Below are 23190 nucleotides of genomic sequence, written 5' to 3'. Positions count from 1 at the left end.
ATTTCGCAGGATTAGACCAACGGCAGCCCCGTCCCCCTCTTTTGTCCCGCCGGTCTACGCGCGTATCGTCATTTACGGCATGACCACACCCCCCCTGATATCCGTGTCATGCCGTCAGGTCCGCCTTGGCCAACCCCCTCAGAGCACCCCCTCAGAGCACCCCTCAGGTCCCCGGACCGTCCCCCCTCAGGTCACTCACCGAGATCCTCGAGATCTACGGAGGCACGTATGTCCGTGCTCAGATCCGGCTCCCCCCACCGCTCCTCCTCCCCCCGCCCCTCCTTCCCACCCCGCCGCACTCGCTCCCTGGCGACCACGGCCGGGATCCTCGCCGCGGCCGGCTCCCTCCTTCTCGGCCTGTCCGGTACCGCGGATGCCACGACGCCCACCCCGCAGCGCGCGGCGGAGCCCACCCATCCCGGCCAGGACTGGGCCGGCTCCCAGATCGCCAAGCACGAGGGGACCGCGGCGGGTATCGCACCGCCGCCCTCCGCCCTGGCGGCGTCCGTCGAGGGCGTGGACGTCAGCAGCCACAACGGCAGTGTCGCCTGGGCGACCCTCTGGAGCAGCGGCGTCCGGTTCGCCTACGTCAAGGCGACCGAGTCGACGAGCTACACCAACCCGTCCTTCGCGCAGCAGTACAACGGCTCCTACAACTCGGGGATGATCCGCGGCGCGTACCACTTCGCCACGCCGAACACCTCCAGCGGCGCCGCCCAGGCCAACTACTTCGTCGACCACGGCGGCGGCTGGTCCAAGGACGGCAAGACCCTGCCCGGGGCGCTCGACATGGAGTACAACCCCTACGGGTCGACCTGTTACGGCCTGAGCGCGGCCGGGCTGGTGAACTGGATGAAGGACTGGTTCGCGACGTACAAGGCGCGCACCGGCCGGGACGCCGTCATCTACACCTCCACCAGCTGGTGGCAGCAGTGCACCGGCAACTCCCCGGCCTTCGGCAGCGTCAACCCGCTGTGGGTGCCGCGCTACGGCTCCTCGGTCGGCGAACTCCCGGCCGGCTGGGGTTTCCACACCATCTGGCAGTACACCTCCAGCGGTGCGACGGTCGGTGACCACAACCGGTTCAACGGCGCGATGGACCGGCTCCAGGCCCTCGCCAACGGCTGAGCGCCCCCTGGCGGCCGGCCCGTCCCCGGTGGGAGGGACGGGCCGGCTTCCGCCGTCATGACGTCGCGGTCATGCCGCCGCCGTCATGCCGCCGCCGTCATACCGCCGGCCTCATGCCGCGACCGGAACCTGCGGCGCGGCGCCGTTGGACGCCGGGGTCAGCGCCAGCTCCAGGACCTGGCGGACATCCGAGACCGGATGCACCTCGAGGTCCTCGAGGATCTCGGCCGGTACGTCGTCCAGGTCCGGCTCATTGCGCTTGGGAATGACCACGGTGGTGATCCCCGCCCGGTGCGCGGCGAGCAGCTTCTGCTTGACGCCGCCGATCGGCAGCACCCGGCCGGTCAGTGAGACCTCACCCGTCATCGCCACATCCGGCCGGACCTGGCGGCCCGACAGCAGCGAGGCCAGGGCCGTCGTCATCGTCACGCCCGCGCTCGGCCCGTCCTTGGGGACGGCACCGGCCGGTACGTGCAGATGCACCCCGCGCTCCTTCAGGTCGCCGACCGGCAGCTCCAGCTCCGCGCCGTGCGAGCGCAGGAACGACAGCGCGATGTGCGCCGACTCCTTCATCACCTCGCCGAGCTGGCCGGTCAGCTGGAGCCCGGACGCACCGGTCTCCGGATCGGCGAGCGACGCCTCGACATAGAGGACGTCACCGCCCGCGCCGGTGACCGCGAGGCCGGTGACCACACCGGGCACCGCCGTACGCCGCTCGGCCGGGTCCTGCGCCGACTCGGGGGTGTGGTGCGGCCGCCCGATCAGCGGACGCAGCTGGTCCTCCCCGACGGTGAACGGCAACTCCCGCTCACCCAGTTCGTGCTGGGCGGCGACCTTGCGCAGCAGTCTGGCGACCGCCCGCTCCAGATTCCGTACGCCCGCTTCCCGGGTGTATTCGCCCGCCAGCTTGCGCAGCGCGCCCTGTTCCAGGGTCACCTCGCCGGGCTCCAGGCCCGCCCGCTCCAGCTGACGCGGCAGCAGATGGTCCCGGGCGATGACGACCTTCTCGTCCTCGGTGTAGCCGTCGAGCCGGACCAGCTCCATCCGGTCGAGCAGCGGCTCGGGGATGGCTTCCAGGACGTTGGCGGTGGCCAGGAAGACCACATCGCTGAGGTCCAGTTCGACCTCCAGGTAGTGGTCGCGGAAGGTGTGGTTCTGCGCCGGGTCCAGGACCTCCAGGAGGGCGGCGGCCGGGTCGCCCCGGAAGTCGGAGCCCACCTTGTCGATCTCGTCGAGGAGGATGACCGGGTTCATCGAGCCGGCTTCCTTGATCGCCCGGACGATACGCCCCGGCAGCGCGCCGACGTAGGTGCGGCGGTGGCCGCGGATCTCCGCCTCGTCACGGATGCCGCCGAGCGCGACCCGGACGAACTTGCGGCCCATGGCCCGCGCGACGGACTCGCCGAGCGAGGTCTTGCCGACACCGGGCGGGCCGACCAGCGCCAGCACGGCGCCCCCGCCCGCCCGTCGCCCACCACCCGTGCCGGAATCTCCCCCGGACTCCGTCCGGGGGGACCCCCGTCGCGTTGCCCCCTTCGATGGCCCGCCGACCAGCCCCAGGCCGCGCTCCGACCGGCGCTTGCGCACCGCCAGATACTCGGTGATCCGTTCCTTGACGTCCTCGAGGCCCGAATGGTCGGCGTCCAGGACCCCCTTGGCGCCGGCGATGTCGTAGGCGTCCTCGGTCCGTTCGTTCCACGGCAGTTCCAGGACGGTGTCCAGCCAGGTGCGGATCCATGAGCCCTCGGGGCTCTGGTCGCTCGCCCGCTCCAGCTTGTCGACCTCCTTGAGGGCGGCCTTGCGGACGTCGTCGGGCAGATCGGCGGCCTCCACCCGGGCGCGGTAGTCATCGCCCTCGTCCTCGGGGTCGCCGTTGAGCTCGGCGAGCTCCTTGCGCACCGCTTCCATCTGCCGGCGCAGCAGGAACTCCCGCTGCTGCTTGTCGACGCCCTCTTGAACGTCCTTGGCGATGGACTCGGCGACGTCCTGCTCGGCGAGATGCCCGCGCAGGATGTCGGTGGCGGCCTTGAGCCGGGCGACCGGGTCGACCGTCTCCAGCAGCTGCACCTTCTGTTCGGCGGTCAGAAACGGCAGGTATCCGGAGTTGTCGGCGAGCGTCGAGACGTCCTCGATGCCCTGCACACGGTCCACGACCTGCCAGGCGCCGCGCTTCTTCAGCCAGCTGGTGGCCAGTGCCTTGTATTCGGTGACGAGTTCACCGACCGTCCCGGGCAGAGGGGAGGGCACCTCTTCCACGACGGTGGTCCCCTCCACCCACAGCGCGGCACCGGGTCCGGTCGTGCCGGAACCGATCCGCACCCGGCCGAGCCCCCGGATCAGCGCCCCGGGGTCACCGTCGGACAGCCGCCCGACCTGCTCGATGCGGCCGAGTGTGCCGATCCCCGCGTACGTGCCGTCAACCCGGGGCACAAGCAGCACCTTCGGCTTGTTACCCGATGTGGCGGCGGCCTGTGCGGCCTCCACCGCCGCCCGGACCTCCGCGTCAGACAGGTCCAGGGGCACCACCATGCCGGGCAGTACGACCTCGTCATCGAGGGGCAGCACGGGCAGAGTGAGCGATGTGGACGTCGATGCCATGATCTCCCCTTCGGCAATCAAGTTGAGCTTTACTCACTCAATGCGGAGGGGGTGGGAGATGTTCCCCGGCGTCCGTTCGCTGTCAGCGATCAGCGATCAGCCGTCCGCCCGCTGCCAGTGCGCGGGACGGCTCAGGGTCTTCGGCAGCCTGGTGGCGGCGTCGCCCCTGGCCGCGTTGAGCTGGGCCTGAGTCAGAAAGATGCTGCCGGTGAGGTCGGCGCCGGTGAGGTCGGCGTCCCGCAGGTCGGCGCCGATCAGGTCGGCACCGCGCAGATCGGCGCCCTTGAGATCGGCGGCGATCAGATAGGCCCCGCGGAGATTGGCGCCCCGCAGATCGGCCCCCTTGAGCCGGGCCCCGATGAGGTCGGCGCCCCGCCGGTCCTTCTTGCCGCCCGGGACCTCGGCCCGTACGAGCTCACTCGCGCGCAGCAGCAGGGCGTTGACCTCGCCCCGGTGCGCGGGCACATCCAGCGCGATCAGCTCCTGGGCGGTGCCGCGGGTGAGGCGCTCGGTGGTGTTCAGGGCGCGGCGCAGATCGGCGTGGGCCGGCCTGGCGGCGGGCAGGGCCAGCGCCTCGGCCAGGTACCACAGGAGCTCGTGCAGCTGCCGCATGACGGGGAACACATCGAACATCTCCCGCGCGGTCCCCGGCGCCTGCCGCCAGTCCTGGCCGCCGAAGGTGACCTGGGAGACCTTCTGTCCGGCCCCGAAGCAGTCGAAGACGGTGCACCCGTTGAAGCCGCGCTGCCGCAGATCGGTGTGTATCCCGCACCGGAAATCCGTCTGCAGATTCGGGCAGGGCCGCCCGGCCTCCTTGTCGAGCGCGAAATCGGCCGAGGCCGCGAACGGCAGCGCGACACAGCACAGCCCGAAGCAGCTGCCGCAGTCGGACTGCAGGGCGAGCGCGGCGGTGTCGGGACGGGGGTGTTGGTGGTCGTGGGACAAGGCGGGTCGGCTCCTGGTGAGGGGGCGGGCGCGGGGCATCCGAGGGCCGGGCGCGGCGTTCGGGGTGGCCATTGTCCCAGGAGGGGCGAGGGGCTGCGGGGCCGAATCCGGCCCCTGACACGGCCCTGCGGCGCACCACGCCCCCGCCGTTGTCAGTGCCCGGTCCTAGCATCTGGATCATGAGCATGATCGGAGAGTACGCACGGGTCACGGCCGCCGAACTCGACCGGGCGACCGGTGATCCGGAGTGGGCGCTGAAGCTGGTCGGCGAGCGGATGGACGCGGAGGCCCAGGCGGAGAGCGGGCCCGGCGAGGCGCGGTGCCTGGATGTCGACAAGGCCTGGGACGCCCTGGGGTTTCTGCTGCGCCGTACGGGATTCCCGGTGGACGTCGTCCACGGCGAGGAGGCCATAGCGGGCGCGGAGGACTGGGGGTACGGCCCGCCCCGCTACCTCACCCCCGAGCGGGTGCGGGCCGCCGCCGAGGCCATGGCGCAGACGTCCGGCGAAAGCCTGACGTCCGGCGTCGCGCCGGCCGAGCTCGCCGAGGCGGAGGTCTACCCGGCCATCGTCTGGGAGCGCGGCGAGACCCTGGAGTATGTGAGCGGGCACTACGACCGGCTGCGGCTGTTCTTCCGTGCGGCGGCGGACGGCGGGGAGGGGATGCTGATCTGGCTGGGCTGAGCCACCGGGCGGCCGTACCGCCACGGGGCGTGCACGAGGGCGCGGCGGGGCGGCGAGCGGCGGGGCAGGGCGGGGGCGCGGCAGCTACAACTGCCGCTGGAAGAAGCGGAGCGGGGACCGCAGCGGGGTTTCCCGGAGGCTTCCGCCGGCTCCCGGCGCACCGCACGGCGCGTCCGCCCGCGCCCGGGTGCGGGCGTCCCGCCACCGGCGCAGCAGGGGCCCGCTCGCCAGACCCAGGCTGAGCGAGAGCAGATGGCCCCAGTCGGTCATCGGGTCGGCGTAGGCGAGCAGGCTGCTGACCGTCAGATAGCCGACGCCGGCCAGCAACGGCCAGCGGGACCAGGCCGGCAGCAGCCCGGCGAGGGCTCCGATGCAGGTCATCACGCCGAAGCTGATGCCGTAGTCGAGGCGTTGGAGGGAGCTGTCCGGCAAGTGTCCGGCGGCGACCGACAGTCCGACGGGAAGTTCGGTCGCGAGAGTGGCCAGCGCATGGCCGCCGAAGAAGACGGCGGCGGTGCGCAGTGCGCCGATCCGTCGTTCCAGGGCGGTGAGGACGAAGAGGAAGGCGATGGCGTAGCCGGACGTCAGACCGCCCGCGACCCACAGGGCGGAGGCGACGAGCACCAGGAGCGGGGCCTGCGCCAGGTGGACGACGTCGGTGCTGGAGCCGCGCAGCAGCTCGGAGACCAGGGCGGGGTCGGCGTGTTCGGCGAAGAGCGAGGTGGCGGTGAGGAGCGCGGCGTAGCCGAAGGTGAAGGGGGTGCCGGTGGGGGTGGGCAGCAGCCGCCGGAGCCGCGGCCGCGGCAACGGCACCCGCGGGCGGGCGGACGGCCCGCTCGCGGGAGCCGTGGCAGCCGGCGGGACGCCCCGCTGGCGGGGAATTCCCGCGAGGGCGCCGGCGCGCCCGGTATCGGCCGACGCGCCGCCGGCGGTGCCCGCCCGGCTCTCCACCCAGCTCACTGTCCGCGGCCCCTTCCGTCGGTGTCCCCGTCGGTGTCCGTCCGATGCCGTCGGTGGTCCACGCGGGCCCCCGGCCGCGCTCCCTCCGCCTTGCACAACGTCCGCGACCACCCTGCACGCTCAACCCATGAGTGAGCTGTGTACGTGAGATGCCTCACATGACTCAACCTTCATGAGATATGCCACGTCCGGGCCGGACGATCCGCCCTGATGGCTGGACCCGTGCGTCCACAGTTGACCAAGATGGCCCGCATGGCTCCCGTTCCTCCTCCGCACCAGACGGCCGGCGCCCCGTTCGATCAGGAGGCACCGCGCACCCTCGACCGCCGCGAGGGCCCCTACGGCGAGGTGGTGCTGCGGCAGCGGGGCGGAACCCCCGGGCTCACCGGGACCCGCGAGGCGCCCGCGGTCTACGAGATCATCGCCAACGGCTGCTTCCTGATGGACACTTCCGACGGCCGCTCCGAGCGGCTGCTGATGGACGCCGCCCTGGACGAGCTCCCGGCCACCCGCCGGCGGCCCGCCGTCCTGATCGGCGGCCTGGGCGTCGGCTTCTCGCTGGCGCGGGCGGCGGCCGAGCCGCGCTGGGGCCGGATCGCCGTCGTCGAGCGGGAGCCGGCGGTGATCGACTGGCACCGCAGCGGCCCCCTGTCGGCCCTCTCGGCGGACGCGCTGACCGACCCCCGTACCGAGATCCTGCACACCGACCTCGTCGGGTACCTCCACGAGGACGGAGCCCCCTTCGACGCCCTCTGCCTGGACATCGACAACGGCCCCGACTGGACCGTCACCGACGGCAATTGCGGCCTCTACTCCCCCGCCGGCCTCACCGCCTGCCGGGACCGGCTGACGCCGGGCGGAGTGCTCGCCGTATGGTCCGCGCAGCCGTCGTCCGTGTTCGAGGAAGCCCTGCGGAATGCCGGTTTCGATGGGGTGCGTACGGAAGAAATCCCCGTTGTCCGAGGTGTCCCCGACGTGGTGCATCTTGCGCGCAAGGGCGCGTAGCCGACAGTCACAGCATGGCTTTACGCTGCTGCCCAGCAAGACGCGACCACGCAGGGGCAATGCAGGGGCGGGCGATGGACCAGACTCAGACAACCCAGGGCGGCACCGCCGCGGCCACGCCAGGCGCCCAGCGCCGGGTGCTGGTCGTGGAGGACGACCCGACGATCGTCGATGCCATCGCGGCCCGGCTCCGTGCCGAGGGCTTCCAGGTGCAGACGGCCACCGACGGCCCGGCCGCGGTGGACATCGCCGAGGCATGGCAGCCCGATCTGCTGGTGCTCGATGTGATGCTGCCGGGCTTCGACGGCCTGGAGGTGTGCCGCCGGGTCCAGGCCCAGCGGCCGGTGCCGGTGATGATGCTCACCGCCCGGGACGACGAGACCGACATGCTGGTCGGCCTCGGGGTCGGCGCCGACGACTACATGACCAAGCCGTTCTCGATGCGGGAGCTGGCGGCGCGGGTGCATGTCCTGCTGCGGCGGGTGGAGCGGGCCGCGCTGGCCGCCCATACGCCGCGCAGCGGGATCCTGCGGCTGGGCGAGCTGGAGATCGACCATGCGCAGCGGCGGGTACGGGTGCGCGGCACGGACGTCCATCTGACGCCGACCGAGTTCGATCTGCTGGTCTGCCTGGCGAACACCCCGCGTGCTGTGCTCTCCCGGGAGCAGCTGCTGGCCGAGGTGTGGGACTGGGCGGACGCCTCCGGGACCCGTACGGTCGACAGTCACATCAAGGCCCTGCGCCGCAAGATCGGCGCGGAGCGCATCCGTACGGTCCACGGCGTCGGCTACGCCCTGGAGACCCCGGCCGCATGATGCGGCGCCGGCAGGGACAGACATCCGCCCGGGGCCTGTGGGAGCGGGTCTGGGAGGGGCTGCGGCCGCTGGATCCGTACCGCTCCGTCAAGGCGGCGCTCGGTGCGCTGGTCATCGTCTCGGTGATCATCACGACGCTGCTGGTGTTCGTGGCGATCGCCTCGGCGACCGAGCTGCGGGTGATCACGGTCTTCTCGATCATCGCCTCCCTGCTGATCACCCAGTTCGTGGCGAACAGCCTGACGGCGCCGCTCGGCGAGATGACGGATGTCACCCGGGCGATGGCGCACGGTGACTACTCGCGCCGGGTGCGCTCCGAGCGCCGGGACGAGTTCGGGGACCTCGCGGAGGCGTTCAACCGGATGGCGGCCGACCTGGAGGCGGTGGACACCCACCGCAAGGAGCTGGTCGCCAATGTGTCGCACGAGCTGCGGACGCCCATCGCGGCGCTGCGGGCGGTGCTGGAGAACGTGGTCGACGGGGTCTGCGAGCCGGATCCGGAGACGATGCGTACGGCGCTCAAGCAGACCGAGCGGCTGGGGCGGCTGGTCGAGCATCTGCTGGACCTGTCGCGGCTGGACAACGGCGTGGTCCCGCTGCACGCCCGGCGCTTCGAGGTGTGGCCGTATCTGTCCGGGGTGCTCAAGGAGGCCAATATGAGCCGGGGCGCCTCGACGCTGTCCGGGCTCGCCGGAACCGGCACGCACACCCGTACGGACGTCCATCTCCACCTGGATGTCTCGCCGCCGGAGCTGACCGCGTACGCCGACGCCGAGCGGCTGCACCAGGTCGTCGCCAATCTCATCGACAACGCGATCAAGCACAGCCCGCGGCACGGCCGGGTCACGGTGCACGCACGGCGCGGCGAGGGACCGGAGAGCCTGGAGCTGGAGGTGCAGGACGAGGGCCCCGGGATCCCCGCGTCCGAGCGCTACCGGGTCTTCGAGCGGTTCAACCGCGGCGGCCCGGCGCCGTCCGGCCCGGGGTCCGACGGCGGTACGGGGCTGGGCCTGGCGATCGCGCGGTGGGCGGTGGATCTGCACGGCGGACGGATCGGAGTGGCCGAATCCCCACGTGGCTGCCGGATCCGCGTCACCCTTCCGGGGCTGGAGTCGGCTCGGAGCTGACGGCCTTCGGCGGCCGCTGACGTAGGGTCGGTGGTGGACGCAGTCATTCCGGTGGGTGCGACGGCCATCAGGTGTACCCGCACGCGGGCAAACCTCGTGTGTTTCCCGCCAAGTCATGCCCTGAAACCCGTCGGGGAATGTGACGTACACGACGAGTGGCCCTCCCGGACTGCATCAATGGTCACAAGAGGCGTAGCCTTTATTCCCGCTGTCCACCACCTTAGGAAGCGGAAGAGGGCGGTTGCCGCCGTGTCGCTACAGTCCCCCAACAGTGCGAGCATCTCGAGTGACCAAGAGGGGCAGGGCAAGAACCCTGCTGCCGCTTTCGGTCCGAACGAGTGGCTCGTCGACGAGATCTACCAGCAGTACCTCCAGGACCCGAACTCGGTAGACCGAGCCTGGTGGGACTTCTTCGCCGATTACAAGCCGGGCGGCGCGACCGCGCCGAGCCAGCCGGCGGAGGGCTCTCCCCCCGCTGCGGCCGCCCCGGCCCCGTCGGTCCAGGCCGCGCCGGCGGCTCCTGCCGAGAAGCCGGCCACCCCGGCCCCGGCGACGCCCGCCGCCAAGGCCCCCGCGGCACCCGCCGCCGCCCCGGCCAAGCCGGCCACGAAGCCCGCCGCGAAGCCCGCGGCGAAGCCCGCCGCCGAGGCGGGCCAGGCCCCCGGCGGTCCCGAGTTCGTCACCCTGCGCGGCCCGTCCGCCGCCGTTGCGAAGAACATGAACGCCTCCCTGGAGCTGCCGACGGCCACGTCCGTCCGCGCCGTCCCGGTGAAGCTGCTGTTCGACAACCGCATCGTCATCAACAACCACCTCAAGCGCGCCCGGGGCGGGAAGGTCTCCTTCACGCATCTGATCGGGTACGCGATGGTGCAGGCCCTCAAGGCCATGCCGTCGATGAACTACTCCTTCGCCCAGAAGGACGGCAAGCCGACGCTGGTCAAGCCCGAGCACGTCAACCTCGGTCTGGCCATCGACCTGGTGAAGCCGAACGGCGACCGCCAGCTGGTCGTCGCGGCCATCAAGAAGGCCGAGACGCTCTCCTTCTTCGAGTTCTGGCAGGCCTACGAGGACATCGTCCGCCGGGCCCGCGACAACAAGCTGACGATGGAGGACTTCACCGGAGTCACCGCGTCGCTGACGAACCCGGGCGGCATCGGCACCGTCCACTCCGTGCCCCGTCTGATGCCCGGTCAGGGCCTCATCCTCGGCGTCGGCGCGATGGACTACCCCGCCGAGTTCCAGGGCACCTCCCAGGATGCCCTGAACAAGATGGGCATCTCCAAGGTCATGACGATGACCAGCACGTACGACCACCGGGTGATCCAGGGCGCCGCCTCCGGCGAGTTCCTGCGCATCATGAGCCAGCTGCTGCTCGGTGAGAACGATTTCTTCGACGACATCTTCAAGTCGCTGCGGATCCCCTACGAGCCGGTCCGCTGGCTGCGCGACATCGACGTCTCCCACGACGACGACGTCACCAAGGCCGCCCGGGTCTTCGACCTGATCCACTCCTACCGGGTCCGCGGCCACGTCATGGCCGACACCGACCCGCTGGAGTACCACCAGCGCAAGCACCCCGACCTCGACATCATCGAGCACGGCCTCACCCTGTGGGACCTGGAGCGCGAGTTCGCGGTCGGCGGCTTCTCCGGCAAGTCCATGATGAAGCTGCGCGACATCCTGGGCGTCCTGCGGGACTCGTACTGCCGCACCACCGGCATCGAGTTCATGCACATCCAGGACCCCAAGCAGCGCAAGTGGATCCAGGACCGCGTCGAGCGCACCCACAAGTCGCCCGAGCGCGACGAGCAGCTGCGCATCCTGCGCCGGCTGAACTCCGCCGAGGCGTTCGAGACGTTCCTGCAGACGAAGTACGTCGGCCAGAAGCGCTTCTCGCTGGAGGGCGGCGAGTCCGTCATCCCGCTGCTGGACGCGGTCATCGACTCCGCGGCCGAGTCGCGGCTCGACGAGGTCGTCATCGGCATGGCCCACCGCGGCCGCCTCAACGTCCTGGCGAACATCGTCGGCAAGTCGTACGCGCAGATCTTCCGCGAGTTCGAGGGCAACCTCGACCCGAAGTCGATGCACGGCTCCGGCGACGTGAAGTACCACCTGGGCGCCGAGGGCACGTTCACCGGCCTGGACGGCGAGCAGATCACCGTCTCACTGGCCGCGAACCCCTCCCACCTGGAGGCCGTCGACCCGATCGTCGAGGGCATCTCGCGCGCCAAGCAGGACATCATCAACAAGGGCGGCACGGACTTCACCGTCCTGCCGATCCAGCTGCACGGTGACGCGGCGTTCGCCGGCCAGGGCGTGGTCGCCGAGACGCTGAACATGTCGCAGCTGCGCGGCTACCGCACCGGCGGCACGGTGCACGTCGTCATCAACAACCAGGTCGGCTTCACCGCCGCCCCGGAGTCGTCGCGCTCGTCCATGTACGCCACCGACGTGGCCCGCATGATCGAGGCGCCGATCTTCCACGTGAACGGCGACGACCCCGAGGCCGTCGTCCGCGTTGCCCGTCTGGCCTTCGAGTTCCGCCAGGCGTTCAACAAGGACGTCGTCATCGACCTGATCTGCTACCGCCGCCGCGGCCACAACGAGTCGGACAACCCGGCCTTCACCCAGCCGCTGATGTACGACCTGATCGACAAGAAGCGCTCGGTGCGCAAGCTCTACACCGAATCGCTGATCGGCCGTGGCGACATCACCCTCGAAGAGGCGGAGCAGGCGCTCCAGGACTTCCAGGGCCAGCTGGAGAAGGTCTTCACCGAGGTCCGCGACGCCACGACGGCCCCGGCCGTCCCCGAGGTGCCGCAGCCCAAGGCCGAGTTCCCGGTCTTCGTGGACACCGCGATCTCCCAGGAGGTCGTCAAGCGGATCGCCGAGTCCCAGGTCAACATCCCCGAGCGGGTCACCGTCCACCCCCGCCTGCTGCCCCAGCTGCAGCGCCGCGCGGCCCAGGTGGAGGACGACACGATCGACTGGGGCATGGGCGAGACCCTGGCCATCGGTTCGCTGCTGATGGAGGGCACCCCGGTCCGGCTCGCCGGCCAGGACTCCCGCCGCGGCACGTTCGGCCAGCGCCACGCGGTGCTCATCGACCGCGAGACCGGCGAGGACTTCACCCCGCTGCTCTACCTCTCCGAGGACCAGGCCCGCTACAACGTCTACGACTCGCTGCTGAGCGAGTACGCGGCGATGGGCTTCGAGTACGGCTACTCCCTGGCCCGCCCCGAGGCGCTGGTCATGTGGGAGGCGCAGTTCGGTGACTTCGTCAACGGCGCGCAGACCATCGTGGATGAGTTCATCTCCTCCGCCGAGCAGAAGTGGGGCCAGACCTCCGGCGTCACCCTGCTGCTGCCGCACGGTTACGAGGGCCAGGGCCCGGACCACTCCTCGGCCCGGATCGAGCGCTTCCTCCAGCTGTGCGCGCAGAACAACATGACGGTCGCGATGCCGACGCTCCCGTCGAACTACTTCCACCTGCTGCGCTGGCAGGTCCACAACCCGCACCACAAGCCGCTGATCGTCTTCACCCCGAAGTCGATGCTGCGTCTGAAGGCCGCGGCGTCGAAGACGGAAGAGTTCACCACGGGCGGCTTCCGTCCCGTCATCGGCGACTCCGTGGTCAAGCCCGAGGACGTCCGCAAGGTCGTCTTCACCTCCGGCAAGGTCTACTACGACCTGGAGGCGGAGCGTGAGAAGCGCGGTGCGTACGACACCGCGATCGTGCGTCTCGAGCGGCTCTACCCGCTGCCCGGCAAGGAGCTCCAGGCGGAGATCGCCAAGTTCCCGAACGCCGAGAAGTACCTGTGGGCCCAGGAAGAGCCGGCGAACCAGGGTGCCTGGCCGTTCCTCGGCCTCAACCTGATCGACCACCTGGACCTGGCCGTCGGCGCGGATGTCCCGCACGGTGAGCGCCTGCGCCGCATCTCGCGGCCGCACGGCTCCTCCCCGGCGGTCGGCTCCGCCAAGCGGCACCAGGCCGAGCAGGCGCAGCTGTTGGCGGAGGTCTTCGACGCGTAAGCGACGAGGCCGTCCGTAGCACGCGAAGGGCCCGTTCCCACCACGGTGGGGGCGGGCCCTTCGGGCTGTCCTTCAGGCTGTCGGCGCGCAGCGCCGTCTTCCGGGGGCGGAGGTCGGGCGACGGGCGGGACTATACGGGCTGCGGTTCGAAGTCCCAGTAGGGGCGGCGGCGGCGCCGGGCGGAGAGGGTGTGCGGATGCTCGGCGCCCAGCGTCTCGCTCAGCTGCCCGATGGCCTCCTGCTCCAGCTTCGCCGCCTCCTGGCCACGGCGCAGCGCCCGCAGGTCCTCGGCGAGCGCCGTCTTGGCGGAGAGGGTCATCGGATGGGTGTCACCCAGCATGATCTTGGCCCGCTCCAGGGTGTCGCGGCCCAGCTCCACCGCGCCGTCCTCGTCGTCGACGCGGTTACGCGCCGCGGTGGCGTTCAGCGCACAGCCCAGCGTCCAGGGGTGGTCGGCGCCCATCACCTCCGTCATCCCGCTCAGCGCCCGCTCGGCGATCTCCAGCGACTCCGCCAGGTCCCCGAACTCGCCGCGCACCAGACCGGTGTTGCCCAGCGTGCCGACGGTGTACGGGTGGCTGTCGCCGGCCAGCGCGCGGTACCGCTCGGCGACCTCCTCGGCCAGGTCACGGGCGTGCCCGAGGTCGCCGTGCTCGCGCAGGAAGGTGGCGTAGTCGGCGCGCACCATCAGCGTCTCGGGGTGGCGGGGGCCCTGCACCTGGCGGGCGCGCTCGACGAGGTCGGCCATCAGCTCACCGGCCCGCGCGGTCTCGCCGGAGCGGCGCAGGCACAGCGCCAGATCGTGTTCGGAGCGCAGGGTCTGCGGGGTGTGCGGGCCCATCACCTGCAGATGCAGCCGGGCGTTGAGCTCCTGGCTGGAGGTGGCGTCGCGGTAGCGGCCGAGCAGCCGCAGCATCCTGGCGTAGGCGTTGCCGGCGTTGAGGGTGAGGTGATGCCGGGCGCGCAGCTCGCGCTCCCGGAAGGCGAGCACCTCGCGGTGCGTGACCAGCGCCTCTTCGTAGCGGCCGAGCAGCGCGAAGACGCAGCCGAGGTTGTGGCGTGAGGACAGGGTGCGCGGGGCCTCGGGGCCGAGCAGGGCGGCGTAGGCCCGCCAGACGGCGTCGAAGAGCCGGTGGGCCTCCTCGTACGAGCCGAGCGCCATCAGGGTGCCCGCCAGGCCGTCCTGGGCGCGCAGCAGATCGGCGTCGGAGGCGTCGCGCTCGGCGGAGAGCTGGTCGACGACGGCGCTGCCGACCGCCTCGGCCTCGCGGTAGCGGCCGAGCCGGCGCAGCATGTTGGCGTGCTGGTGGGTGAGCACGAGCATGGTGCGCTGGGTGGGGTCGATACGGGTGCGCCAGCGGGACATGAACTGTTCGCACAGCCGCAGGCCCATCCGGTGTTCGCCGCGTACCCGCAGATATTCGATGCAGTTGAGCAGCAGCCCCTGGACGGCCGGGTCGGGGCTGTCGAGGACGCCGGCCGACTCCAGATGCGGGATGAGCTCGGCGTAGCGCTCCCAGTAGCGGGTGTCGGAGGGGTTCTGCGGATCGGCGGTGACCAGCACCCGGCAGGCCGTCGCGGACATCTGGTCCCGCTCGTCCTCGGTCATGTCGCCGCGCAGGAAGCGGTGGTAGAGCCGGTGCATCTGGGCGATGTCGACGGCCGGGTCGGAGTCCTGGGAGACCTGGTAGTCCAGGCGTACGGCGGTGGACTCGGTCAGCCGGCGCAGCGCGGTGTTCCAGCTGATCGGCTCGGCGGCGAGGTCCGCGAGGTGTTCGGGGAGGTCGCCGCGGCGGGCCTTGGCGAGCATGGGCACGGGGATGGCGTCGGGGGCGAAGAACGCGAAGAGTTTGAGGAGTTCGACGGCCGCCGGGCTGCGTTCGCGCAGCGTGTTGAGGGTTATGGCCCAGCTGGTCTGGAAGGCCATCGGGTAGTCCGAGGAGATCCGGATGCCGACGAGACTGGGCTCGCCGCGGCGGATCAGCTCGATGTAGTCCCGGGGCGGCATGGGGTTGGCGTCGAGCCAGGCGGCGGTCTGGGCGAGCAGCAGCGGCAGGTCCTGGACGGCGTCGGCCAGGAGGTTGGCCTCGATGGGGGTCAGCCGGGAGGCGCGGCGCCGGGCGTAGGCGACGGACTCGACGCGGGTGAAGGGCAGCACCTCGATCTCCTGGGCGCTGCCGGACCCGGACCAGTCCCGGGTGAGGGTGGTGATCAGGACATGGCCGCGGCCGTCGGGGACGAGGTCCTCGATCTGCTCCATGTCGTCGGCGCTGTCGAAGATCAGCAGCCAGCGGCGGTAGGGGCGGCCGATGCGCAGCGCTTCGTGGACGGCGCGGATACGGTCGCCGAGCTCCTGGCCGACCGGCAGGCCGAGGCGGCCCGCGAGCTCGGCGAGCTGTTCGCGGGCGGCGCCGCGGTTGGTGGCGCTGATCCACCAGACCACGTCGTAGTCGTTGCCGAAGCGGTGCGCGTACTCGGCGGCGATCTGGCTCTTGCCGACGCCGGAGGTGCCGTAGAGGGCGATCCGGGTCTCCAGCGGCGGGGCCGAGCCCACGCCGGAGCCCGCCAGCTTGTCGTGCAGTTCCTCCAGCACGTCGTCGCGGCCGGTGAAGCGGTTGTTGCGGCGTGGGATGTTCCACACCTCGGGAGGGTTGTTGGGGAAGCGGGGCGCGCCGGGTGCGTTCTCGTCCACGGCGCGGCCGGTGCCCTTGATGCCGAGCCGGTGCAGCACCCGGCGCTGGGCCTCGCGGGAGTCCAGGTCGCGCAGGTCGGCGGGCCGCAGCAGGGCCGCGGTGGCGGGCAGGCTCTGGGTCCCGACGCTGACGGCCGCGAAGCGGTCGGCGTGCGGCGGCACCGCTTCCCGTAGCGCGGCCGTCCATTCCTCCTGGGTCTTGGGGCCCAGCCGGAAGTACCAGTCGTCGAGGACGATCAGCAGCCGGCCCTCGGCCTCGAGCAGTCCCGACAGCTCCTCGGCCAGTGCGGTGTCCGCCTGCGGGTCCCAGCGCAGCATGGTCGTGCCGTGGCCGAGCTGTTCCAGCTGGTGGGAGATCCATGCGGCCCATGGCCGGGCGAAGCCCGCATAGCTGATGGTGATGTGCTCGATGGAGCCGGTAGGACCAGAAGAAGCGGACTGACCGACCATGCGACCGTCTCCCTGAGATGCGGTGTGCGCGCGTGCAGAGGCTGATTCTTGGGACACGCCTGGCTGATTTGCACGATAGCCCACGCGCCCCCCTGTCCGGCGACAGTGCGTCAGGTCATGTCGGTGGAGGGTGAGTTGAGGACACCGCCGCGTCCAGGCGGGCCGCGATGTGCCGGATGAGGCGTTCCAGGTCGGCGCAGTACACGGACGGGTTGGCGAATGCGCTGGGGTCCGCGCGGTAGCGGTGCGCGTAATTCCCGCCGCCGCACACCGCCATCAGGGAGCAGCGGCGGCACTGGGCGCCGAGCCCGTCCCGGCCGCGCTGGCGGGCGGCGATGCCGGGGTGCGCCAGGGCCTGGTCGAACGTGTGCCGGAAGACGTCGAGGCCGGTGGCGGCGGCGCCCTCGTAGGTGGATTTGAGGGAGTCCACCTGCTCGATGGCGCCGTCCGTGTCGACCACCAGCGCGACGACCGGTGAGAGGCCGACCGCCTCGCTGGAGCTGGGGCGGCCCAGGAGCAGGCCGAGGATCTCGGTGAAGATCCGCACCCGGGGCCCGGGGCCGCCCTCCCACCAGAGGTCGAAGACGGTGCACAGCCAGTCGCCGTAGGGCGAGCCGAGCGAGGCGGGGGTCTCCCCGGCCGAAGGCTGGGGGAAGCTCGCGGGGCCCAGGGAGGCGGGCCGGGGGCCCTCCCTGGGGGCACTCGCCCGGCTGCCGCCGGGGGTACCCCCACGCGGACGGAGCCTGGGGGAGGCGGCGGGGGGAGGGCTGGACCAGTTGGCGTGCGGGAGGAGGAAGTCGAGCATCGGCGGGTCCAGGGCGCGCAGCGAGCCGTAGACCTCGGCGGGGTCGGCGGTGACGTCGAGGGTGCACAGGATGCCGGCGAAGACGTCGGGTCGGTCCCGCAGGAGACGTACGGCGCGGGCGGCCGCGGGCCAGGAGGGACGGCCGGCGTGATCGAGGCGGCGGCGGTTGAGGCCGGGGGTGCCGCCGTCGAGGCTGAGGCCGACCCGGAATCCGGCGGCGCCCAGGGTGTCGATCACCTGCGGGGTGAGCAGGGTGCCGTTGGTCTGGACGCCGATGGCGGCCGTGCAGTCACCGGGGAGCGCGGCGCGGATGGCGGCGGCCTGTTCGAGGAGCGGGCCGGGGCCGGTCAGCAGCGGTTCGCCGCCGTGCAGATCGATGCGCACCTCGCGCAGCCGGTGGGTGCGGGCGTGTTCGGCGATGCGCAGGGCGGTGCGGTGCATGGTGTCCGCCGGGACGAGCGGCGGGCGGTCGCGCCAGCTGCGGTCCGGGCCGGTGTAGATGTAGCAGTAGGTGCAGGCGAGGTTGCAGCGAGAGTGGATCTTGATGACGAACTGCCGGAACGGTACGGCACCTGTCCGGCCGCTCTGTCCGCCCACGGCGCCGCCCCCCGCCCTCGCCGACTCCGGGGTCCGGGATCGTCAACTCCCGCCCGCTGCTAGGTACATGGCTCCACCATCGGCCCCAGAACCGAACTCATTCAACAACTGGCCGGTTCCCGAGCCCGATTGCCCAAAAACACACGCTCCCGGCCGCCGTCCGGCGCCGTCATTCATCGGGGCCGCGCGGACTGTCCTCGTAGTAGGCCACCGCCTCGGCCTCGGACGGCCAGTTGCGCAGCAGCAGCGCCGCTACTTCTCCCAGCACCGTATGACCCGTCCCCGCGGCCAGCGCGCTCACGTCCACACCCGTGAAATCCGGCAGCGGCTCGGCCGACGGGGCCCATGGGGCGGCCACAGCCGGTTCGGTGCGGTCAGTCCTCGCCACACTGCTCTCCTCTGGGCCGGCTGGACGGGTGTGTTCCCTCACTCCCGGCCACGGAAACACGTTCGACAACGGAGGGACAGGCACTCGGCCAGGGCGCGCGGGGGCGGTCAGCCGGCGGTTTCGAGGGCGCGCATACGGGCACGGGTGCGCTGTGCCTCGGCGCCGGTGTCCTCGGCCGCCCGCTGCCACTGCTCCCAGCTCTCGCGGTAGGCGTGCAGCGCGGACTGGGGACCGGCGGCGTCCTCCAGGACCTCGCCGCGGCGGTGGTGGGCGCGGGCGGCCAGCACGGCGCTGCCGGCCTCCAGGGCGGCGGTGGCGGCGCGGCGGTAGCAGGCGGCGGCCCGGTCGTGCCGCTCCCGGGAGCCGAAGCGGCGGTCCAGGAGCAGCTGGACATCGCCCACCTCGAGCCATGCCTCGGCCGCCACGGACGGCACGTCGGTGCCGCGGGCGGCCAGTTCCAGGATCCAGTCGGCCTCGTGCAGATCGGCGAGCGAGGGCTGGCGTTCGTGGCGCAGCCGCAGGGCGCGGCCGAAGAGCAGACGGCGGTGGCCCAGGCCGGGGTCCTGCGGCGCGACCCGGGCCAGCGCCTCACGCAGGACGTGCACCGCCTCGTTGGCCAGCCGCTTGCCCGTCTCGGAGGGAACGGTGCTCCCGCCGGGGGGCTCCAGCCGGGCTCTGAGCAGCAGCGCCGCGCCGCGTTCGGCGAGCAGCGCGCTGTGTTCGGGCGAGTCCGGGATGGTGAGCCGCAGCGCGGCGGCCAGCGCGGCGATGGCTTCGTCGAGGTCGGCCAAGGAGCCCGTACGGGTGTGGGCCGCGCTCCGGGCGGCCGCGATCCGGCGCAGGCTGTCGGCCTCCAGGGCCGGGTCGGCGAGCTCCCGGGCCATCGCGCGGGCGCGCTCCAGGGTGGGCAGTACGGACGGCAGTCCCGCGCCGCCGGTCAGCGAGCGGGCCGCCGCCAGCTCCAGCAGCGTCTCGCAGACCAGCCGGTCGGCGGCGCTGCCGCGGCGGCGCAGCAGGACGATGGCGGTGTCGAGGTCGTCCGCGGCGCGCACCGCGAGCGCGTGGGCCGGCTGCGGCCGGGTGGCGATTGGGGTCTCCCCTGCCAATGGGGGTCCCCCCTGCTCGAGCCGAGTCGAGAGCTCGGGGGAGGAGTTGAGAGCTTGGGGAAGGGCCTGGTCGAGGAGGACGCCGCCGCGGGCGGCGTAGACCTCGCCGGGAACCTCGCGGCCGCTGGGCCACCGGTCGAGGAGCATGGTGAGGGAGCGTTCCGCCTCGTCGAGGGGATCGGCATCCGGAGGACCGGGGTCCGGTGGGCCGGAGCCCGGTGGGCCGGAGCCCGGCGTGGCGTCGGCCGCAGGGCCGGGGCCCGGCGCGGGCAGGGCCGCCAGGCGGCGCAGTATCTCGGTGCGCAGCACCATGCTCTCCAGGACACGGGGGTCGAGCAGGCTCATCAGCCCGCAGGCGGTGTGCAGTTGGCGGGCGGCGTCCTCCAGGGCGGCGCGCTCCTCGGCCGGGGCACCCGCGGCGCGGCGCTCCCGGGCGCGGGCGTGCCGGACCCGGCCGAGCACGATCAGCGCCCGGGTCCGCTCGTTCTCGGCGCCGCCGTCGGCCGCCGTGGCGTCCGCCGCCGCCCGGACCGCCCGCTCGGCCTCCTCCAGGGCGTCGGGCTGACGCCAGGTGGCCCAGGCGTGCAGCAGGGCGCGGGCGAGGTCGGTGCCCGCGACCGGCAGCCGGGCGGTGGCGGCCCGCAGCAGCCGGACGGCCTCGATCAGATCGCGGACGGCCCGGTCGTGCTCGTAGCGCTCCAGGAGGGCGGCGCCCTCGGCGGCCGGGCCGTCGGATGCGTAGGGCCGCTGGTCGGGCGGGCGCAGGGCCGGTTCGAAGCGCCGCAGGACCCGCTCGGAGACTCGGGCGAACGGCTCCGGGACGGCGCGCCGGCCGGTCTCCGGCTCGCGGCCGCTGCCGGAGAGCATGGCGACCGCGACGGCCGGGAAGTTGCGGGCGCTGCGGCCGAAGGTGCGCTCCACGTAGAGCGAGCAGTGTTTGAGGACCAGGGCCGCCTCGCCCGCGCTCAGCCGCCCCAGCAGCTCATCGCGGACGCCGGGCAGGAAGTCGTACCAGGGGCCGCCCGCCGCGGCCCCCGACGGCCTCCCCCCAGCTCTTGAGGAGCCGGGAGGTACCCCCATGTCCGGCAGGAGTTGGGTCACCAGTCCGCTGAGCAGCACCTCGGCGAGCTCCGCCGGGCCGGTCTGCGGAAGCATCGCGCGCTGCACGAGCTGGATGACGGGGAGGGCGAGCGGTACGGCGGAGAGATGGACGGCGAGCAGCCGGGCCGCGGGGGACGCCTGCTGGTCGAACTCCCGGACCATGTCGGACGGTTCGGCACGCGGGGACGGCTGCACGGGCGCGGGCTCGGCGCCGTGGTCGGCCCGTACGACGGTGGCCGCACCGGGCAGCGAGAGACCGGCGTCGGCGGCGGCCAGCCGGGCCCAGGTGCCGAGGGCGGAGGGGGTCGGGGACAGGACCGGTACGGCGCGTTCGCGGGCCGGGCCAAAGGTGCCCGGGGGTGCGGCACGACGGCGGCGGCGCCGGGCGGGCCGGAAGCCGAGGGCCTGGTAGGGGCCCTGGCGGCGGACGAGGGTGCCGGCGACGGCGGGCAGCAGGGTGCGCGCCCACATGCGCTGCGGCAGCGGCTGGACGACGGCGAGCGGGGCGTCGGCGGCCCAGCGGTAGAGCAGCCGCTGCATCCGGCCGTCCCGCCACAGGGGTCCGGCGCAGTCGCTGATGACGAGGGTGAGGTGGTGGCCGGTGGGGTCGTGCAGCTGGTCGGCGGGGCGCAGCGGGCGGCCGGGGCCGGGGGCCGCGGCGACGCCGACGTCCGCTCCGTGCGGGTGGAGGTAGTGCACCGTGACATCGCGGAAGGCGCCGACCCGTTCACAGACCTGGCGCAGGTCGTGCAGCATCTGCTCCCAGACGGCCATCGAGGACGAGCCGTCCATCAGGAGCCGCAGCGCGGCCGTGCGGCGGTGCGTCCCGCGCAGTACGGGGATGACCATTTCGGCGTGTGCGGAGAGTTCGGCGGTGGCGTCGTCGTCGAGCTCCCGGCGGACCGGGGTGACCGGCGGGTGGTAGCGCTGGATCGGCCGCATGGCGCGCTGCAGCGGTAAGAGTCCCGGGAAGGCGGAGGCGATCGGGACGGCGACCTCGCCGAGGCGGTGGTGGTCGGGGTCGGTGAGCCGGTCGTCGTGGGCGGGCAGCAGCGCGGCGTCCCGGCGGGGGCTCGCGGGGGCCGGGTCCGCGGGAGCCGGCGCACCGGGGTCCGCCGGGTCCGGCCCGGGTACCCCCTGTGCCGTCGCGCCCGCCCCCACGGAGAAAGTGGCCGGATCCGTGCGGTCCGGGCGGGGCGGTGCGGCCGCGGCGCGCGTCCCGTCCGGAGTGATCCACTGCGCGAGCCAGAGGGCGTCGGCCATGCCGCGGGCGTCGGCCGGCACTCCCGCCGCCGTCAGCCGCCCGACGAGTTCGTCGAGTCCGTCGAGTCCGTCGAGGGGACCTGGGCCAGGCTCCCCGAGAGGCACCGCGCTCACCTCGTCCGATCAAGAGGTCGCATCAGCTCGGCCGTCAGCCGCCGTCGGGTCTCCTCCTCGTCCTCGTCCGTCCATCCGGCCCGCTGGGTGAGGTGGATGGCGTTGAACAGCTGGTCGACGGCGCGCACATCGCCGGGCTCGCGGTCCAGGAAGCGATCGATGACCGCTTCGTGGCGCTCGGCCGCGCCCTCGCCGAAGTGGGCCCGCACCATGGACGCCAGCCGCTCCTTGTCCGGGAGCGGGATGTGGAGGTGGATGCAGCGGCGCAGCAGGGGCGCCGGGAAGTCCCGCTCGCCGTTGCTGGTGAGGACGATGAACGGGAAGGCCCGGCAGCGCACCCGGCCGTCGCGCACCGTCACCAGGGTGCCGTCGTCGCTGAGCACCGGGACCTCGGAGGCGGAGCCGGCCAGCCGCTCCAGCTCCGGAATCCGGAACTCCCCTTCCTCCAGGACGTTCAGGAGGTCGTTGGGCAGGTCGATGTCGCTCTTGTCCAGCTCGTCGACGAGCAGCACCCGGGGCCGGGCGGCGGGCAGCAGTGCGGTGCCGAGCGGGCCGAGGCGGATGTAGCGGCCGATGCCGCCGCCCGGCTCGTCCGGGGGCTCAGCCGACGCCTCCTGGCCGGTTCGGCTCTGTTGCGGTGCCGCGCGGGCGATCTGGAGGTCCTGGAGGCGGCCGATCGCGTCATAGGCGTACAGGCCGTCGCGGAGCGTGCTGCGGCTGACGACCGGCCAGCTGAGCACCCGGCCCAGGCCCAGTTCGTAGGCGACCGCATGCGCCAGAGTGCTCTTGCCGCTGCCCGGCGCGCCGGTCACCAGCAGGGGCCTGCGCAGATAGAGGGCGGCGTTGACCAGCTCGCGCTCGGTCTCGCCGGGGCGGTGGTGACGGGCCTCGGCGGGCCGTACGCCGAGCCGGCGCTCGGAGGCGGGGTCGAGGGCGGCGGGCGGCGGCACCAGCGGCCCGCCGTCGAAATCGCGCCAGGGCGGGGGCGGCGGAAGGTGCTCAATTCCGTCGTGCGGTGCCCCCGCGCCACGGTAGATGAGCCAGTCGCTCACGTCGGAACTCCTCGTCGCCGGCCAGGCATCGGGCAGGAGCGACGGTCATGGAGGGCCACCAGGGAGACGTCGGCATTCGCCCCCGGCGCTCCCCCGCGTCCGCCACGCCCCATCACGAATAATCTCTGTCTCGCTTATTTCCCACGACGCTATGACAGTACCCAGCCGTACGGAAGGTCACGGGGCGGTTTCCGGTCTCCGATGTTGTCACGACGGGCGCCAAGTGCCGTCCACAGGGCGTGACTTGCGGCTGCGGCGCGCCCCGCTGCGGGGACGGGCGCCGGGCGCGTGCGGGGCGACACGGGCGGCTGCGGGGCGCACGGCAGGGC

Annotated in this window: 14 protein-coding genes; 6 read left to right on the top strand and 8 right to left on the bottom strand. The window is 72.5% G+C overall.

What is annotated here, in order from left to right; genetic code table 11:
- Positions 1 to 228 precede the first annotated feature (228 nt).
- A complete protein-coding gene (locus ACZ4S3_RS09645) occupies positions 229 to 1128 on the top strand; it encodes a lysozyme (RefSeq protein ID WP_467929121.1) in 900 nt (299 codons plus the stop codon).
- 111 nt (positions 1129 to 1239) lie between these two features.
- On the opposite strand, the gene lon is transcribed toward ACZ4S3_RS09645, so the two are convergent.
- Both lon and ACZ4S3_RS09635 read right to left on the bottom strand, forming a co-directional pair.
- A complete protein-coding gene (gene lon / locus ACZ4S3_RS09640; protein WP_467929117.1) occupies positions 1240 to 3726 on the bottom strand; it encodes an endopeptidase La in 2487 nt (828 codons plus the stop codon).
- Between the two features lie 96 nt (positions 3727 to 3822).
- The gene (locus ACZ4S3_RS09635; protein WP_467929728.1) at positions 3823 to 4710 is read right to left on the bottom strand and encodes a pentapeptide repeat-containing protein; all 888 of its coding nucleotides are present in this window, start codon (positions 4708 to 4710) and stop codon (positions 3823 to 3825) included.
- A gap of 140 nt (positions 4711 to 4850) precedes the next feature.
- On the opposite strand from ACZ4S3_RS09635, the gene ACZ4S3_RS09630 reads away from it, so the two are divergent.
- Positions 4851 to 5354: a YfbM family protein gene (locus ACZ4S3_RS09630; protein WP_467929114.1), complete on the top strand. Its 504-nt coding sequence runs from the start codon at positions 4851 to 4853 to the stop codon at positions 5352 to 5354.
- A gap of 84 nt (positions 5355 to 5438) precedes the next feature.
- Here ACZ4S3_RS09630 and ACZ4S3_RS09625 read toward each other — a convergent pair whose 3' ends face one another.
- Complete coding sequence (locus tag ACZ4S3_RS09625) at positions 5439 to 6305, bottom strand: rhomboid-like protein (RefSeq protein ID WP_467929109.1); 867 nt, start codon at positions 6303 to 6305, stop codon at positions 5439 to 5441.
- A 261-nt stretch (positions 6306 to 6566) separates the two neighbouring features.
- On the opposite strand from ACZ4S3_RS09625, the gene ACZ4S3_RS09620 reads away from it, so the two are divergent.
- The 4 genes from ACZ4S3_RS09620 to ACZ4S3_RS09605 all read left to right on the top strand — a co-directional run bounded on the left by ACZ4S3_RS09620 (position 6567) and on the right by ACZ4S3_RS09605 (position 13293).
- Positions 6567 to 7319: a spermidine synthase family protein gene (locus ACZ4S3_RS09620; protein WP_467929105.1), complete on the top strand. Its 753-nt coding sequence runs from the start codon at positions 6567 to 6569 to the stop codon at positions 7317 to 7319.
- A 74-nt stretch (positions 7320 to 7393) separates the two neighbouring features.
- The gene (locus ACZ4S3_RS09615; protein WP_467929102.1) at positions 7394 to 8134 is read left to right on the top strand and encodes a response regulator transcription factor; all 741 of its coding nucleotides are present in this window, start codon (positions 7394 to 7396) and stop codon (positions 8132 to 8134) included.
- A complete protein-coding gene (locus ACZ4S3_RS09610; protein WP_467929097.1) occupies positions 8131 to 9261 on the top strand; it encodes a sensor histidine kinase in 1131 nt (376 codons plus the stop codon). The genes ACZ4S3_RS09615 and ACZ4S3_RS09610 overlap by 4 nt, the downstream gene beginning before the upstream one ends.
- 249 nt (positions 9262 to 9510) lie before the next feature.
- On the top strand, positions 9511 to 13293 hold the full coding sequence (locus tag ACZ4S3_RS09605) for a multifunctional oxoglutarate decarboxylase/oxoglutarate dehydrogenase thiamine pyrophosphate-binding subunit/dihydrolipoyllysine-residue succinyltransferase subunit (RefSeq protein ID WP_467929092.1): 3783 nt from the start codon (positions 9511 to 9513) through the stop codon (positions 13291 to 13293).
- Positions 13294 to 13423: 130 nt separating this feature from the next.
- Here ACZ4S3_RS09605 and fxsT read toward each other — a convergent pair whose 3' ends face one another.
- The 5 genes from fxsT to ACZ4S3_RS09580 all read right to left on the bottom strand — a co-directional run bounded on the left by fxsT (position 13424) and on the right by ACZ4S3_RS09580 (position 22861).
- Positions 13424 to 16435 carry an FxSxx-COOH system tetratricopeptide repeat protein gene (fxsT, locus tag ACZ4S3_RS09600; protein WP_467929089.1) on the bottom strand — a complete coding sequence of 1004 codons (3012 nt, stop codon included), beginning with the start codon at positions 16433 to 16435 and terminating at the stop codon, positions 13424 to 13426.
- A gap of 115 nt (positions 16436 to 16550) precedes the next feature.
- A complete protein-coding gene (locus ACZ4S3_RS09595; RefSeq protein WP_467929086.1) occupies positions 16551 to 17837 on the bottom strand; it encodes a radical SAM protein in 1287 nt (428 codons plus the stop codon).
- Between the two features lie 169 nt (positions 17838 to 18006).
- Entirely contained in the window at positions 18007 to 18225 is a 219-nt protein-coding gene (locus ACZ4S3_RS09590; RefSeq protein ID WP_467929082.1) for a YxD-tail cyclophane-containing RiPP peptide, read from the bottom strand.
- A 107-nt stretch (positions 18226 to 18332) separates the two neighbouring features.
- The gene (locus tag ACZ4S3_RS09585; protein ID WP_467929077.1) at positions 18333 to 21800 is read right to left on the bottom strand and encodes an SAV_2336 N-terminal domain-related protein; all 3468 of its coding nucleotides are present in this window, start codon (positions 21798 to 21800) and stop codon (positions 18333 to 18335) included.
- Between the two features lie 5 nt (positions 21801 to 21805).
- Complete coding sequence (locus ACZ4S3_RS09580; protein ID WP_467929074.1) at positions 21806 to 22861, bottom strand: AAA family ATPase; 1056 nt, start codon at positions 22859 to 22861, stop codon at positions 21806 to 21808.
- Positions 22862 to 23190 lie beyond the last annotated feature (329 nt).

This window comes from Streptomyces sp. NPDC028368, assembly GCF_055565615.1.
This window is presented reverse-complemented; position numbering and strand designations above follow the sequence as displayed.